The organism is Pseudarthrobacter sp. fls2-241-R2A-127 (genome assembly GCF_030209355.1).
Classification (GTDB): domain Bacteria; phylum Actinomycetota; class Actinomycetes; order Actinomycetales; family Micrococcaceae; genus Arthrobacter.
The window spans coordinates 1-17,261 of sequence record NZ_JARVSF010000023.1; the positions used below are offsets into that span (position 1 = coordinate 1).

Genomic DNA, 17,261 nt, shown 5'->3' on the forward strand with positions numbered 1-17,261 from the left:
CCCGCAAGGATCAAATCCTCACAGGCAAAGTGTCAATCAAACCTTCAGCAGTCCCAGGCTTGCGGCAAATCTAGTTAGAAAAAGAATTGGTGATATGTAGGGCCTTTGTGGCAGAACTTGCTTGCGATGGGGAATAAGTCGACATGGCGTAGAAGCATCAAGGGTTTTTACATTTGGCTGTCAACTTTTCAACACCTAAGTTTTGCTCTCCATGAATTTTAGGGCCCAGACCGTTGGGCCAAGCAGTCACGTCAGCTCAGGCGGCAACTGCCGGAAATACCACGATCGATCCGTCCTTGTTCCGTTCGATCTCAATTGCAACGTCGGCTTGTCCGCTGCTTCCGTTCAGGCCAGGTCCAAAATCACGCAGGCGGTATGCCGCCTTAAGCAGGTTGTCCACTTCTCCCTGAGTGACCATGAGGTTGAGGAAACCGCCTCCCCGCTTCAGTTCTATATTCGACAGCCGGGAAAGAACCGTGTTGATGTTAGCTTCCAACTCATTGATACGTTGCTCGTCGTCACGTAGTGCACCGATGAAACTTTTGAATGGGTTCTCTGTGTCCTGTTGAGCGTGCTCAACCGCCTGGAGGACCAGCACGCGACGTTTCAGGGCAATAGCAAGCCGAGCGATCTCAAGGTGGGCACGAAACGTTCCGCCTTCCTCGTTAATACCGGGAAATGACTTCGTCAGCTGATCCAGCTCGACTGGCCCCTCAGGGAGCGCTGCCAGCGCATCCTGCCATTTACTGAGTCTGCGTTCTGTTGCGTGGATGACCACGCTGATTGCATAAGACGAGGAATCTAGGCCCAGGGAAAGACCCACCCTACCCCGATCGAGAAGGACGGAGGTCGCTTTATCGATGGCGTCACGGCAAGCGCCAAGCTCGCTGCGTTCCTGCTCGAGCTTATCGTCGTGTAGCTGCTCCAGCAGGTCAGTAATCCGCTCAATCGCTTGCTGTCGCTGGTGTTCGGCGTGGGCGCTCACGCCCACGGCAACCGCCATCAGCACGAGGGGGGCAGCAACTGTCAGCGCCCCCGCACTAGCGACAGCGACACCAGCGGTTGCGGCCGATCCTGTAGCTGCCCCCGCGACTGCTGCCTGACCGGCAACCGGAACAAAAGTGGCCTGTGCTGCAATGCCGCTCGGGGTGCGAAGAGCGCTGTGGATGCCTCCCGCCACCGCCTTCGAAGCCATGGGCTGCACGAGTCCGCTTCCTACCTGAGCGGCAACCTTTGCCGGCACTACCATCCGATAGAGAACCTCACCGCTGGCTCCGATGTTCAGCTTTGAGGGGGCCGTTTTTGCGGTCTGAGAGACGAGCTGAGCTAGCTGTTGTGCGAGGGGACTGGCCGATCCCAGCGGAATAGCACCCTTTCGATCACGTGGGGTGGTTATGGGATGTGCCTCAAGTGTCGCAACGGGCGAATCGGCAAGTGCTGCGAGGACGGTCCTTAGTTCTGCGAGTCGAGGCGGAGTCATCTCTCCCTCGCCCAGCACATCTGTCACACTGACCGGCTCAGTAGAGAGCGCCCACACTGGCACGAGGTCCTGATTATCACCGGTCACGCTTTGTCCCCTCTGAAAATGAAAGTCTTTACTAACGATGGTAGCGACACCATTCCGGACATCATGATGCAAGACCGTATCGACTGCCGTGTCGTGTCGGCGATTCGAAGTCGCCGTGGCCCGTGTGATGTCCCGTGACATATTCGCGGGTGAGCGCCGCCACTACCCACCGTTTAGCGTCGGTTTCCACGCCTGCGTACGTGACAGGGCCTGCTTCAGCTCTCGGCCCCCTGCCTTTTCCAGCAGCCCTGAATCACCCACAATCACGAGCAGGCTCCGAGCCCTTGACAGCCCGACGTACAGCTGTTCCGGGGCCCGGCCCATGTCCTTGAAACCGTTGACGCAGAGAACAACCACGGAACGTTCCAGGCCTTTGAATCCCAGTACATGGCCATAGAACTCAGCCTGGTTGGCGTGGAATTCCCGCCAGTACTCCTCGGTGGCTTCCCGCTTAAAATAGTCCAAGTGGATGGGGTGCCGGTCCTTCGTGGTGAGGAGCGCGATCTGGTTGTTGGCCCAGCCTTCCTCGATCAGCGCCTCGACGCAGTCGCCCGCGACTTCGAGAGCGTCCTCCGTGGGGCAGTCCACGAAACGTACGGGCAGGCCGGTGCTCCCGCGTGGTGTGAAATGTTCGCCCGCGAAGGGCCGGAAGGACTCGGCGATCTTGCGGGTGTTGCGGAGGTTGTCGTTGATGTGGATAGGCACCAGGGACGCCATCGGGCCATTAGTGAGGTCCGCCGTCGCGCCTCCCCAACGCTGGTAGACATCCTGCCGGTCATCCATGAACGCGTACACTTCGCTCGCGGAGGGATCCGTGGTGCACGCGAGCAGCGCTTCCCACCAGAGAGGCGCGAAGTCCTGTGCCTCATCGACCACCACGGCGTCCAACCGCTCCTGGGGATTCATCCCAGCCGCGAGTTCCTTGAGAAGACGTGGCATCTCGACGTCGAAGTAGTCCTGCCCCTTGCCGTTGGGGACGCCCAGTCCGCGCACGTATTCGTGAAACTCGCCCGTGAACACCGGCTTCGCCTGTCGCCATGTAGCCACACGGTCCTGAAGGTACTGCCCAAGGCCCTTGTTGTAGCAGAAGAGGCCCACGCGCTTGCCCTGCTTGCTGAGCATGCGAGCCTTTTCGACGGCGAGCCACGTCTTTCCGCTCCCCGCACCGCCGGTGAAGCGGATCCGGGGGAGTGAGCGGGTCGCCTCCAGCAGCACGGACTGGCGCTCCGTGAGGTGGTCCTGTGCTGCTTCGTCCTCCTGCGCGGTGGTGGAAGGTACGACGGTAGTGTCCAGGTTTCCGCCCAACTTGCCGACGAGGCGTTCCAAGAAAGCCGGGGCCAGAGGGGCGGCGCCGCCGCCTTCGTTTTCGATGGCCTGACGGACGAGCTCGGCGGGGGACTTGCTCTCGGTCTGGTCGAGGATGAGCGGCCGGGGGCAGCCGGCCATGGCCCAGCCGCAGGGAACGTCGGTATAGGGAAGGCTCACCATGTAGATACTTCGACTGCTGAAGCGTGCACCGAGTTGTTGCTCAAGCCAGTTCTTGAGGGCGTGGAGTGAGCTTTGGGACTGCGCCACGGGGCTTTGGATCCTGCGCTTCTGGGTGCGGTCCGACTGGTACCACTGCCCGTCCATGATGCTGACCTGGCCGCCCTTGACCTCAATCGCCGCCATGCCAACGTTGGGCCAGAGGACCAGCAGGTCAATCTCGTATTCGTTCCGGCCATTGCGGACTTGGACCGAGTGGGCCAGGACGCAGTCATCGGGGAGGCTGTTCCGCAGGGAGGTCCAGACGGCCTTCTCCGCGTGATGTCCCTCGCCGAACTCCGGTTCTTCCGGAATGCACCTCATTGTCGCCCCCATATTGATAAACCGGCCTCCCGATTTTGCCCTTACAACGTTAGCGGAGCCCCCAACTTGGCAGTGCACTACTGCTGGCAGGTGGGCGATTTTCCAGACCCTCGGTACTGACAGCGTGTGGGGCTTCGCAGCAGTAAGTGGCGGTCGCAAAGCTTGGTCACTTCCAGTGCTAAACCCTTAACCCAGTGGGTACTGCCGCCCGTTATCGATACGTGATCTTTGCGCGGATTGGATCAGTAGCCGCATCACGATCCACTTAGTTTTGGACAGCTTGACGAAGAGGTCTCTGCATCAGGACTAGTATTAGCAAACTGAGCGAGGAAGCGTGGGGCATAAGTTTGGATCGGTGGGATTACGATCGGTGGCAGAAGGAACTTGACACCGTCTTGATAAGGGGACGGTCGTCCAAGGAGCCCGTTGTTCTTTTCGTGAATCGCGAATTGTTGCACCAGAACTTCCCGTTCTTCGACGCGCCAATTGAGTCTTTGGCCCAGGCTGTTGCCGAGAATCTACGGTCGGCGTCCATGCGGCACGTGTTCAATCCGATCCGGCAGCGTTTGGACAGATGGCAGGAAGCGGCCCTAGATGCTACCCCGCCGATACTTCCCCTATTAGCACTCACTGTCGTTGCGGCCGCCGATATGGGCGCAGACGATAAGGGCGGCCCTTTGATGTACTACGGGCGTCTCCAAGAAATTTTGGGTCACCCCTTCACTGCAAACCAGCTTGCTAATTCCTATGATGACGTTGCATACATCTGGCGCGCTCTGCATCAATGGATTGAAGATCAAGCCTGGCTGGGTGCGAGCACAATTTTGGAGGATGACCACTTTTCCCGTATTGGATACGCCCGCTCTCAAGCCGTAATGTCCAAGCAGGACGCCCTCAATCTAAGTGATTTTTTTTACAAGGTCGGTAGCGCCAAACTAAACACGCTCAAACAAACCCAACTCCTAGAAGAGTTGGCCCGATGGAATCGAAAGTATAAGCGCCTTTCCAGGACGATGTCCCGGACCTTGGAAGAGGATACCCTGGGATCAGGGCGACTTGTCTTGGCGTCAGTCCTTTCGATTTTGGTGAAAAATTGGGACGGGAAAGCAAAGGTACAACAGGCCGAAACCACTTTTCATGTGCAGATGCGGCTGGATCTCGACGAATGGAAGTCGCGATGGGTTGTTCCTCGCCGTCACGACATCGATTTTTTCGAGGCCGTGGATAGCGGAGGGGTCAAGCTTCGTCTCAGTACCAGTGGTGTTGGGAACTTTTATACCTCCTCAGGCCTGCCTGAGTCCGTACCGGAGTCAATTGACATCAGCCGTACCTGGTCCAATCCAGAAGGAGGGCGCGTCCTGCTAAGGCCGCGTAAAGTTTGGATATTCGCCATCGATCCAGTGTCTGGAGACTGGGTTTCGACGAACGGGGCCGATCCTTATGAGGAGATGGTCTTACTTGTGAGGGATGATCAAGCGGAAGCTCTATCAACCCTCCTCGATACTGTAAGTGTGCAGGGCTACAAGCGGATTGGAGGGCCTCGCCAGATTGTTCGCGGCTGGGACCTATTCCTTCGAGTTGTGATATCGGACTACTCTAGTGATACGCGACTAGGAGACTGGCTTGGATTTGGGCAAGCCTCAGCTGAAGAGGCTGCCGAGAGGCCAAGGCTTGTGAATGGGCTCGGGATACGCACACACTCAGGGGTGGACGTATTCCTCGTTGGTGGCGAACCGGATTTGGTTGTTCCCGCGACCCCGTTCGGAGCGTATTCGCTTTCTTTAGATGACTCACCGGAAACCGAACTTCGCGCAAACGGAAGCCCTCTTCCTTTGCATAAGCTGGTTGTCCCGGCCCCTGGGCAGCACATTCTACTCATAAACGATTCCGACATTTTGGAGTTTGAGACAGTACGTCCCGACCACAACAGCCTTTCATCTTCAACTGGTGAATGCCTTGAGCCGCGACATGACGAAAAAGAGCAGCCTCTCGCTTCAGGTCAGGATCGGAAGATCCTTTCTCGAAGCGCTAGCTACTTTATAGTTCATAAGTTCGGATCAATTTCTGAAGCCACGGCTCCAGTCACACCCCAGTGGCTTGAACGTGCCGGTTATGCGGACGGATCTCGATTTGATTTATCTATTCCTCCAGACGCCATTTGGCTGATCACCTTGCGCAGGGGAACCGTTCGCACAGTAGAAGAATTACTGCACGAAGACGTGGAGGTAAGGCAAAGTGTAGCCGAAGTCTCCATCGGAAAGTGGAATACGTTACTGGAGGACAAAGCACTGAACACTCGAAGTGCCGCATGGCTCAATGTCCTCTATCAGGCTAGACGGACTTTGAGGTTGTAATGGATCGGGCTGATACTTTCCTATTTTGGCTGACGGCTCAGTGTGGGGGAAGCTATGGGCCGCTAATTCGGACCATCTCGAGCTACTTCGGAGAACAGCTTGGCCCAGATGTGTCCAGCAGCGCACGACGTGCAGTAAAGCAACTGCAGCATCTTGGTTATATCTCTGTGGATTGGTCGACGGGGCGCTGGCAAATCAAGAAGCCAAGGATGCATCTGCTCCCGGGGGGGATGGCACTCGCAGCACTTCGAGGTGGAAGGAGCGCCACTACTCTCAGTGAGCTAGCAGATGCGGGCCTATTCCCCAAAGGGATTTGCGCGGGTGGTGCGAGCACCGGAACAGGTTACCTGCCGCAAACGATCTTGGTCGAGTTCGATGATCTAGATGAATTAGCAAGCAGCTGCAGGTTACTCGGGATTCCATTCGAGCTCGCATATGTGGAGCAACTCGCTTCAAAGCTTTCACGAATTGGGAACTTTCCGACGGCGGCCGGCCCCTCACACGCGGGAGCGCCGGTTCAGAAATATGATCCTAATTCTTATACGTACAGGGACGTTTCTCTCATACGAGGCGATGGCCTTTATCGGCAACAGGGGCTGGGTCTCGCACGATACTGGATCCGCATCCAGGAGATTTGGTACCACACAAGCCGTCCAGAGGGTCAATGGTTCGTTTCAGCAGAGGCCCAGCACCGGCTATTGGCTTGGGTATCCGGGACTAACTCCCCGACGGGACAACTGCAGGTTCCATCCGCGCTTATATTCCCAACTCAGCACGCTGAACTTTTGTCGGCCTGTTCGGGCGTGCTTCCGGAGAATACAGCGGAGCGAAATTTGCTGTTTCAGAATATTCCGCGAACTGCCTTTGAAGCCATATGTTATTCGCTAACGTCAAATTCCTTAGAAACGTCTTTTAGTCGCCAGGAGAAGTCTAATGTCATCTAGCAAAGGCATTGATGCCTACGGTTCTTTCGTATCGCTCAAGGATGCACTCTTGAGTTACTATGACACGCCCTTTGCACTGGCTAATGAATCACTCATGGAAGAACGAAGGGCGCTCTTGGACCGTGACGGCGGACTGTACCGGGAGCCTCTGCTCGAATTGAGGGCAGCATATGAGACCACTGGCAGGGAAGTAAGAGAATCTGCTGCCATGGCCGGCCTGACTTCTGATGAGTCTGCCTTTCTGACTAGTGGCCTGTTGGAGTCAGGCCTTCAACTTTATACACATCAAGAAAGCTCCCTCGTTTCGGCACTCAAGAACCAGAGGAACGTCGTTCTTACTCCTGGTACAGGGTCTGGAAAGACCGAAGCCTTCCTGCTTCCCCTGATCGGACAGCTTCTACGGGAATCGCGAGATTGGAAGGAGCCGGGTCCGGAGGCAGGTCGATGGTGGGAGAAGGCAAGGTCTGATTATTCTCCTACACGGCCAAGAATTGCGGGACGGACGCCAGCAGTTCGTGCCTTAATTCTCTATCCTATGAATGCTCTGGTTGACGACCAGCTTGTCAGGCTGCGACGGGCTCTCGACAGCAGTGCTGCCCATGAGTGGTTGGACCAGCATCGGAAAGGCCATCGCTTCTATTTCGGTCGGTATACAGGCGCTACTCCTGTGACTGGGGTGCCAGGGAATAGAAATCAAGTGGAGCTACTGCGTACCCTCATGACCGACGCAGCTTCTCTTCACGATGCGGCTCGACGCGCCGGTGAAGGTCGTGAATTCTTCGTTCCTCGTTTGGACGGAGGAGAGATGTTCAGCAGGTGGGACATGATTGATTCGCCGCCTGACCTGCTTATCACCAACTACTCCATGCTGAATGTGATGATGCTTCGGGAAACGGAAAGTTCCTTTTTCGCCTCTACCCGGGCTTGGCTCGAGGAGCACGACGATAACGTGTTCACCATAGTTCTGGATGAAATGCATTCCTACAGGGGAACCGCGGGAACTGAGGTGGCCTACCTCCTCCGTAACCTGAAAAAGCGACTGGGACTAGACACTTCACCTCATAAGCTTCGTGTTATTGCCGCTTCCGCTTCCCTGGAGCCGGAACGCGACACCGCTTATCTGGCCGATTTCTTTGCCTTACCCACGAAGTCTTTTGACTTTCTGGGCGGTTCGGTACAGAGATGCAAAACCGCCCCCGAGGACACCACGGAACTCACCGATGCACTACTCGGTGAAGAAATTGAACCAGACGCTGCACTTGCGGCCGCGCTGGAAGACGCATTCTATGACGCGCCCAATTCCGGTATTGCGCCTCAGGTCCGAACTATTGAAGACCTAGGGTCCAGGCTCTTTTCAACATCTAATCCCGGCCACGCAGCCGAAGCAGCGAAGGGGCTCCTAAAGTTGGCGCAGAGCCGCCCTGATATTCCTTGGCCCAAACTACGTGCTCACTTGTTCTTCCGTAATATCCCCGGGATGTGGGCGTGCAGCGACCCGAACTGTCGGGAGATCCCCAACACCCGGTCGCAGCCTGCCAGCATCGGGAGGCTCCATGCAGTCGCGACTCCTCGTTGCGGATGCGGCGCCAGGGTGCTGGAACTCCTATACTGTCAAAGCTGTGGTGATGTCCTCCTTGGGGGCTATACGACTGCCGGTGCAACCCAGAAGAAGGCACTAAGCCTAGCTTTGCTGTCGGACATCCCTGATGTTTCCATGGTGCCCGACAATGTCTCTCTGGAACGAACTGCCAATAATTACGTAGTCTATTGGCCCAATCCTCGTCAGCCGGAGGTCATTGCTAAGGACGCTAGCCCCGACGGCGGAAGAGTTTCGTATAACTTCGCCCCTGTCGTCCTAAATCCAGCTGCGGGACGCCTTAAGTCGACTGATGGTAGTCACACTGGTTGGGCCTTTAGGGCAGTTGCAAACAAACCCCAAGACCGATCTCCCGAATCGATTCAGCCATTCCCGGTCTGTTGTCCCGCCTGCGGCGATGACTGGCGAATCAATTATGATTCTGGCGGCCGGATAAAGCCGACAGACGCACGAGCAATGCGATCCTCTGTTCGTACAATGCGAACAGGCTTTGAAAAAGTCAATCAAGTTTTAATAACCGAGCTGATGCGCCAGCTCGATGAAGCAAATAGAAAATGCATAATTTTTGCAGACAGTCGGCAGGATTCCGCGAAGCTCGCATCAGGAATTGCACTTAACCATTACCAAGATAGTGTTCGATCCCTCCTGTATATATCCCTAAACTCACACGGTCAGGGCCTCCCCGACATATCTCAAGTACGGGCATTTTTTTCGGGTGACAGATCGGATCCTAACCGCGCTGCGGCTAATGCGCTGAAGGATCAAAACCCTGCTGTGCTGGCGCGGCTGCAGAATGTGTGGTCGGGTCTTTCTGACGAAACTGAGCAACAAGTAATAGCAGAGCTCACAGCCGCGCCCTCTGTTCTAGAGCTGGCCAAACGTGTGAGGGAGGAATTCCTATCACGAGGAATGAACCCGGGCGGGCCTGGGGTCGATTTGGCTGGGACGGCCGAAGCTGGCGAGGGAAATCGCGAAGTGCCATGGACCAGAATCTATGACTTCAGCACTCCAGTTCCGGAAGTGAAATCGGTCGTCTCCCCCTCATTGGAACTCCTATTCAAGAAGATAGAAGGATCCCTCGTATACAACGTGGAGGAATCCCTTGTTTCAGGAGCTGGCCGTGACTTCGAATCGATAGGACTCGGTTGGCTCGCCACCACTCGGCAGGGAGAACCGGACGCCACGACGGACCTCTACGCTGCGATAGCCCAGTCAAGTCTTCGTATTCTGGCGGAAAAAAAGAGATTCGTCGGCCTCCGCCAGGAACTTGAACAGCCGCCAGCGGTTCTTAAAAAATTCTGGACAAGAGTTTGCGAACGACACAACCTAGATAAGGATGAGCTGAGGGAGAAAGTACTTGCCGTATGGGGCGAAGCGGTCAAGACCTACTTGATAGAGCCCTCGCGAGTGTATGTTCGACGAGCTAGTGATTCCGTCTTTCGGTGTGGAAGATGCCGTCGTATACACATGGTTGCGGGGGTAGGTTTATGCACCAGATGCGGTAACTTGCTTCCCGAAGAGTCGGCCGATGTTACTGCAAGTGTCGACTACTATGCCCGCCGTGCCACGGCTGAAGAGGGCGCCTTCAGACTGAACTGCGCCGAATTGACCGGACAGACTGACAGAAGTGATGCACAGTTGCGGCAGGCTCGCTTCCAGAAGGTTTTCCTCGGGGACCGGGACATTCCCCTGGCTGATGAGGTCGACATCCTTTCCGTAACTACGACTATGGAAGCTGGCGTCGACATCGGTGCTCTTGACGCAGTGGTGATGGGGAACATGCCGCCCACCCGGTTCAACTACCAACAGAGGGTTGGGCGTGCAGGCAGGCGGGGGGCTCCAATGGCGGTTGCCCTCACAGTTTGTCGTCCAAGAAGCCATGACGATCATTATTTCGCCGACCCTAGGGAGATAACTTCGGCCCCAACTCCGGCTCCATATCTGGCCCTGGACAGCGTCACCATTGCAAGAAGAGCACTTTCCTCCGAAGTGCTGAGAATGAGTTTCCATGCGAACGCAGAGTCGATTGCAGAGGAAGATCTGGCTACGACAGTCAACACCCACGGTCGCTTTGGATTTTCCCAAGATTGGCAGACGGTGCGTCCGTTAATAGTCAAATGGATTTCCGAAAATAGTTCCACTATTTTGCATGCGGCGAAAGCACTCCTTGAAGCCACGCCCCAAGCCTCCAATACAGAAAGTTTCGCGAAGGAAACCGTTGAATGGCTGATTCCTAGGGTTGATTCTGTTGCTGCTGATACAAAGGGGCATGACGAGCTTAGTCAGCGACTTGCGGAGTCTGGAGTGCTTCCAATGTTTGGGTTCCCGTCCCAGTCCAAGAATTTGTTTTTGAAGCAGCCGGAAAACCGCTACCCCTGGCCTCCTAAAGCAACAATTGATCGGGATGCAGTGCTGGCAGTGTCTTCCTTTGCGCCTGGTAGTGAATTGATTAAGGACGGTTGGATATACAGGGCAGAAGGAGTAGCTAACTACGTACCCACGTATCCACGCCCAAGTCTTGAGGCGGATCCCATGGGTAAGTCTCGAGTCGTCCAAACATGTCGCCGATGCGCCTTCTTATGTGAGAGCCCGGAACCACAGCAGCAGAACTTACCCTGCCCTCAGTGCTCAGCTGAACCGGGCATTGCCAGATTCGTAGATTTGCGACAACCCGCTGGCTTTTCGGCCAGTAAGGACCGCCGGCCTTTCGACGGCAACTTCTCTTGGGTTCCCGGAGCAACTCCTGTACGGGCCATGGTTGACTTGCATAAACTCACGCCCGATACACACGGCGACTTTGCTACATATAGGGGTGAGGCCTTCAAGTATGTCATTAACGACAATGGGGGTCGAGATTTCGAATTCTTGTCGTTGGCTGGTGGAAAAAAGTTTGTAGAACGTTCTCACTTCACATCTGACATTACTGAAGAAATGTCCAGCAATGCAGTGCGGGTTGCCCTCGGCGCGATTCAACCAACTGATTTTCTGTTTGTTGGACCAAAGACGCCGAAATTCGCGAACGGGTGGAGACTAGATCTAACATCCGAAGGCCAGCAACTAAACGGACAAACCGACCGCATTGACGGTCGGCGTGCTGCTTGGTACTCGTATGCTTTCCTTTTGCGTAAGACGGCTGCCCTTCATCTTGATGTTCAGCCTAACGAGCTTATCGCTGGCCTGTTTTCAACTATGCAGAACGGGATTTCGACATCTTATGCATTCATTGCAGACGAGCTTGAGAATGGCGCGGGTTTTGCTACTAGCCTGGGTGATTCGAAAAACTTTGAAAAATTCAGGGTAGCTATCGACCAGATCCTAGCTCGACTCGAGGAATCGGAACATGCTAGCGATTGCCGGGGTGCCTGCTACGGGTGCCTGCGAGACTACCAGAATATGGCTTTCCATCCTCTTCTTGACTGGCGCCTTGCCCGTGACGTGCACCGTCTGTTGTCCGGGGTATCCGTCGCCGTGAACCGCGAGCGTCAGCGGACCTTGCTGGAACAGTGGCGCCTTGCTAACGACGGTGACGTGCATGAGTTGGAGGCCGGTCCCGTGCTCGCGAGTAGCCATCCGGGTCGCGGCGACTTCCTCATCCTGCCCCACCATCCCCTCGAAGGGGTCACCGATGAATGTGTTACAGAAAGGATCTGTGAACTGATCCTGGAGGCAGAAGAAAAGTTTCCTGAACATACCCCTGTGTTCGTAGACGATTTTTCGCTAGATCGAACGCCAGCAATAGCTTTGGAATTGATGCAGAACCTTGCTGAATCCGGCACCTCGTGACCAGCTCGCGAACTTGGGTGGGGGCGACCAGCATTCATCGATTGATGTACTGCTTAGCCTCCGGCGTGGCTTCCGCCTCGGCGCCAGTACCTAGGCCCGCGTCATCGTTCGGCACGGACATTGGCTCGATGGCACACCGAGCCCTAGAACGCTGGACGCGGCAAGGAATATGGGTTGAAGATGAAGATGGGAGCCTTCTAAGGCGCGGATACGAACTTGAAGGCTTGCGGTCCGGAATCAAAGTGAACGAAGAGCCCGGCGGCCGCTTGCTAGGCATGAGGGTTAGGAACTTGGGGCGATCTCTCCGAGAGAGACTTTCCGCTGTGGCGCCAAACAAAATCTTTCCGGAAGAGGCGGTGAGAGACTCCGCTTCGGGAATCCGCGGCGTCATCGATCTCCTTATTATCGAGGAGGAAACGGCGCACGTGTATGACTACAAGACCGGCAGAAATGCCGTCACCGCGGCTAAGCTTGCTTCGGATTCTGTCCGTACCCAAATGACCGCCTACGGCCTAGTTGTCTCACGCCTGTATCCAGATCGTCAGCTACATTTGGCTGTTGTGAGCCCAAGCCAGGGGATTGTAGAGGTGCCGTTCGACGAAGAGTACGGTAGGCAAATCGTGGACCGTGTCCAAGAGTTCGCCCTTCTGTCCGAAGCAGGACGTGACCAGCTGGCGAAACCTGATTCCTCCTACTGTTACTACTGCCCGCGTAGGCTCCGCTGCGAACCCCAGTGGCAGGCCGCGCTGACCGCCGGCTGGGCAGACGTTGTCGCCGGAGAGGTGGTCGACAAGAGAGTTAGTGACAACAAACGTCTTTCATATGCCGTAAACACGGGTCAGGGTTTGTCGTGGGTACTCGATGCGTCCCCTGAAAGAACGGAGGGGCTCGAGGGGTCGTCAAACTCCTACCTACGCGGCGTCCGATTGAACCGCGTTTACAACGAAGACGGTGTTGACGTGCACTATCGGGCGAGGGCTGATACAGAGCTCATGCTCTCGTCTCAGCCTCTCATGCCTCAATATTTGGGCGATGAAGACTAGCAAAAACCGCTGCGCTGGAGCTTTTCCTTCAATCCCGATGGTGCTGGAACCCTCGATGCTACCTCCTTGGAAACGGATGATGCGCGAGCACTGAAGGCCGCCTTTCGCGTTCCTCTGCCTCGTCGAGTTCCTCTCATCGCGAGAAACACCTGCCGGAGTCCTGCAGGTTGGAGTTGACAGTGCCGGCGAGGGACTCGAGTCGCGTACACAAAACGCTGTTGCGGCGATGTATCTTTTCAAGGTGGGGGAATCGAAGCCTTGGAACGAAGACGAGACGGGTGAACTTGTCAGAGCGTATTTTGCAATGCTCGCAAGTGAAAGGGACGGCCAGGCCTACTCGAAGATTGCTCATAACCGACACGTCCAAGCGCTAACTGGTCGGAGCAAAGGCTCCATTGAGTTCAAATTCTGCAATATCAGCCATGTTCTCGCAGAGGCCGGCCTGCCGTTTGTCCTTGGATACAAACCGCGAAGTCATGTTCAGGAGGCTCTCCGCATAGCCGTCCTTGAGGCGGCGAGAAGCGGGGACAAACGAAGGTCTGAAGGGGCTGTAGCTCCAACCACAATCTATCTACTGCCCTCCGAATCGTCCCCCAAAGCCCCCCAGCTGTCCTCAGCCTTCAACGAAAGAGGTCCGTTGCGCGCTTCAGCCCCAGACTTGAAAAGTGGTAATCCTTGGGATGGCCTTGCCGGTTTATGGGATCGGGCAACAGGAGGAACCGATGTCGCGGCACGGCCCGACCACCCTGTGGATTCGTCTTGGCCGTCTGCACTACGTCCCGCCGGCGTAGAAGAGGCCTGTGAATGGCTGAAATCGGGCGTATCTGCTGGGCGCCCTCCTCGATTCCTGTTCCTGGTCGGAGGGCCAGGCGCGGGAAAATCCCATGCCACGGCGCACGTGGTACAAGGCATGCGCCTCATGAGCGAGCTCGAAGAAGGACTGGCACATCGACTTTACGAATATAGGGGGACGCTGGCTGATCTAGTCGTCGTCAACGACGCCACGATCAACTTGGAGGCTTCCAATCGGGCTCCGCTCATTTCGGACATTGATCGGGTTGCAGGCGTCGGCATGGGAGCGGTCCCGCCGTCCCGTTCGCGCCATTTGATGGCATGTGTGAACCGAGGCGTCCTGGTTGAGGAGATGTCAGAGTCCCGGCTCCGTGATTCACACGACTGGACCGCGGGAGATGTACTGGTGCGCTGGCTGTACGGCTCTCCTCCGACCGGCCCGATTGAGTCGTCGTGGCAGGTGACTGGCGTGACCGGTCAGGACTTTGTCCGTTCCGCCAAGTTGAGCCACATGGGTGAGCACGTCGCCAACGTATTGGCAGTGTTCGTCGACGAGTGCTCGCTTTTCGAGGAACGTCCCGCCATAAGTATCGGGGCCGATTCCAGCGTGTCCGCTGAAGAATACCGGATTGTGCCCCTGACGCAGCGTCCAGAAATGCAGGCGACGCGGTCTCCAGCCGCCGACTTGTTGGTCAATGTCCTAGAGGCTGTGGAAGAGCCAACAAGCGATTCCCAAGGACACGTGTTGGAGACCGTGGTCGACCCTCTTGTGGCCAATCTGCAGTCGCTCCGCTCACCGTTGGTGCGGTCAGGGCTATTGACCATTGCCCGAAGCGCTGAATTAATGTCAGCAACCCGTATGACCTATCGGGAACTTTGGGGTTTCCTGACTCGCGCCTTGGTGGGTGATGCGCCATCCCGGATGCCTCGAGAACACTTGGGCGAGTTTGTCATGGCCAACCAGCCAACGGGTCTGGGGGTGGAGAAAGATTTTGAACGCATGCGAATCCTATCGGCGCTTCGGTTCAACCAGAGCATCTTTGGTGCTGGGGAACGCTCGGCAGCACCGGACGGCTCAATGCGAGATCCAGTCCTGAAGCTCCTCATCCCAGTCGACCCAGTCAGCGATGCCGTACCAGGTTCGAACCCATATGCGCCGGGAGAAGGCTGGGCCACTCGTATTTCTGACGCCTTCGGTGTCCACGCCTCGGACGGGACGCCTCTACAAAGCCTGCTTGATTCGGCGGCAGAGGATGGTCCATTACACGCTGTCGTGACCGACTTTGACCGGCGTCTCGACGAGGCTTTCTGTCAGTTACTTCAGTCGCCAGAGCTCAAGGACGAGAAGCGGTTGGAAGCCATCGGCTGGTATGGGGCCTACCTAACGCGCCTATACGCTGTGTCCCACGGAATCTGCGCGTTCCGGCGCGAGGTGGACATGCTAATTAGAACCTGGGTGCAGTCCCCCCACCTTCCGGATGACTTGAAATCCCCGCTGCGTACCCTCATCAGGCCCAAGCGAAATCCGGCTGAATCTGGCTCGTCCCTCTTGCCGTTATACGACAGCAGGACGGAGCCAATTACCGGAAGAACCGCGGCGCCGAAGCTAGCTGTCCGCGTCAGGGAACCAGAACTTTCAACCGATCGGCAAGGACAGGGTGAGCAAGTCCTTTTGGTGATTGGGACAGATGGAACGACCATGAGCCGAGTGTCCCTGGACTTTCCGTTGATCCGGGAGGCGTTGGCCTGCGTAGACGACCATATAGGCGTCACTGACCTCATTGATGTGACCGCACCACGCTTGGAACGTATTCGAGCATCTCGGCTCCTATCGTCTCACCTACACGGGGCAGAGTTCTGCCTGGCCGATGGCGATCGTGAAGTCCAAATAACTCAGCGATACAGGAAGGACTCTTGATGGACAGGGTTGCCGAAGCGAAACATCTCCTGCTCCCGTTCAATCGGCCCGAGTACTTCTCAGTCCCCGAGGCCCTGCTCTCGTCGCTTGCTTGGCGTGCCTACGACATCGCATCAGACACGGATGCGCGCAAGCCTGTCGGCCTGATGTACAAGGCCGATGCCAAGGAGACACAGTACCTTTCGCTGCGGCCGACGAAACCAGCAGGTGCCGCCGCAGAAGCGCTTGGACATGGGCTCAAGAAAATGGCCCTGAATACCGCTGCTCCTGACCTTCTCTTGGGCGAGGCCGTCGCGTCGAGCGTCATGGGGATCCGAATCGAGAAAACGGGGAACCAGCCCTCCAGCCCGATGACGCCGGCTCTTGCACTCATGCAAGATCCCCGTGGTGTCTTGGTGAAGAAGGGGCCACCAGACTTTGCCTCCATTATTGAAAGCCTATTCACAGTTGGCCATAACCCCGGCGGGCCGCCGGAGTCCGCCACGCAGCTGTGGCTGCGCGCCGCGGATCAGCGGCTGGAGCTGGACCCGCTGTTGAACGTAATTGATGCGTCCATGATGTCGACGGTCTTCGACGATACATGCAAGCGACGCTCATCGTTCCCTATCTCTGAAGACAGCGTCGACTGGTGCGGCTTCTATCCAGAGACCCCCTATCAGTGGTTTGCCAAGTCGTGGGCGACCCTGACCTCTGAAGGGTGGGTCGAGGCGCTTCCCGCACGAGTCTGGGTTGACTGGGCAACCACGGTCCTGCGGCTGGCAATGGGGCTCGGATTCCTGTGGGAATATGCGTGGTACGAGGCGCTGGGCGCCGCGATAATTCAGGACTCCGTGCCTGACACTTTTGAAGAGCTGCGAACCACAGTCAGGTCGCCGCTGCCTTGGCAATCGAGCCGATCGTCTATTTCCGTGCGCGATGTTGGTTCCAGCATCAAGTGGCGTATTTCGCGGGGTGAAAGAATTAGGAAGAGCCTCAAGGAACGGTTGAACGAACTTGGCGGGCAGCAGGACGCCATGGAATTTCTACGCGGCGCGGCCGAAAGTGACTTCAGGCGCTCGCTAGCGGCCGAGATTGCAGAAAAAAAGGAAGCCGGAAAGCTTGTTTGGGAAACCGTTAAGTACGGCCTGCAGGTCCGCGAATCGAGCGGACCTTTCACGGACTATTACGGAATTCTCAAAACGCGGGGGCGCAGGTACCTCGTAATCGATCCTGGCACGGAGTGGATTGCAGTTGTTGCCAGTCTCACGTGTGGTACGCCCGGGTCTCAGTGCAACGTTGGAGACGTCTTACGGGACCTAACGATATTAGGAATGCGGCCTGAACTGGGCGACCTCGTGTCTTTGCTTGAGCGGGCCGGGATGGCACGCGGCAGCGCAGACGCCGACCACGCCGTTATTGTCGAGAGCGCTTTCTAG

At 56.6% G+C, this 17,261-nt stretch carries 7 protein-coding genes; 5 read left to right on the forward strand and 2 right to left on the reverse strand.

Features of this window, described 5'->3' with window-relative positions; translation table 11 throughout:
- Positions 1–256 precede the first annotated feature (256 nt).
- Positions 257–1,567: a hypothetical protein gene (locus tag QRN53_RS15220; RefSeq protein ID WP_285244680.1), complete on the reverse strand. Its 1,311-nt coding sequence runs from the start codon at positions 1,565–1,567 to the stop codon at positions 257–259.
- A 162-nt stretch (positions 1,568–1,729) separates the two neighbouring features.
- Positions 1,730–3,415, reverse strand: coding sequence for an NERD domain-containing protein (locus QRN53_RS15225; protein ID WP_285244681.1), 1,686 nt, complete (start codon positions 3,413–3,415; stop codon positions 1,730–1,732).
- 437 nt (positions 3,416–3,852) lie between these two features.
- Here QRN53_RS15225 and QRN53_RS15230 point away from each other — a divergent pair, with 437 nt between their 5' ends.
- The 5 genes from QRN53_RS15230 to QRN53_RS15250 all read left to right on the forward strand — a co-directional run bounded on the left by QRN53_RS15230 (position 3,853) and on the right by QRN53_RS15250 (position 17,261).
- On the forward strand, positions 3,853–5,769 hold the full coding sequence (locus tag QRN53_RS15230) for a hypothetical protein (protein WP_285244682.1): 1,917 nt from the start codon (positions 3,853–3,855) through the stop codon (positions 5,767–5,769).
- A 933-nt stretch (positions 5,770–6,702) separates the two neighbouring features.
- The gene (locus QRN53_RS15235) at positions 6,703–12,093 is read left to right on the forward strand and encodes a DEAD/DEAH box helicase (protein ID WP_285244683.1); all 5,391 of its coding nucleotides are present in this window, start codon (positions 6,703–6,705) and stop codon (positions 12,091–12,093) included.
- 44 nt (positions 12,094–12,137) lie between these two features.
- A complete protein-coding gene (locus tag QRN53_RS15240; protein WP_350224179.1) occupies positions 12,138–13,136 on the forward strand; it encodes a PD-(D/E)XK nuclease family protein in 999 nt (332 codons plus the stop codon).
- A gap of 919 nt (positions 13,137–14,055) precedes the next feature.
- Positions 14,056–15,846 carry a hypothetical protein gene (locus QRN53_RS15245; RefSeq protein ID WP_285244685.1) on the forward strand — a complete coding sequence of 597 codons (1,791 nt, stop codon included), beginning with the start codon at positions 14,056–14,058 and terminating at the stop codon, positions 15,844–15,846.
- Positions 15,846–17,261, forward strand: a complete 1,416-nt coding sequence (locus tag QRN53_RS15250) for a hypothetical protein (RefSeq protein WP_285244686.1) — start codon at positions 15,846–15,848, stop codon at positions 17,259–17,261. The genes QRN53_RS15245 and QRN53_RS15250 overlap by 1 nt, the downstream gene beginning before the upstream one ends.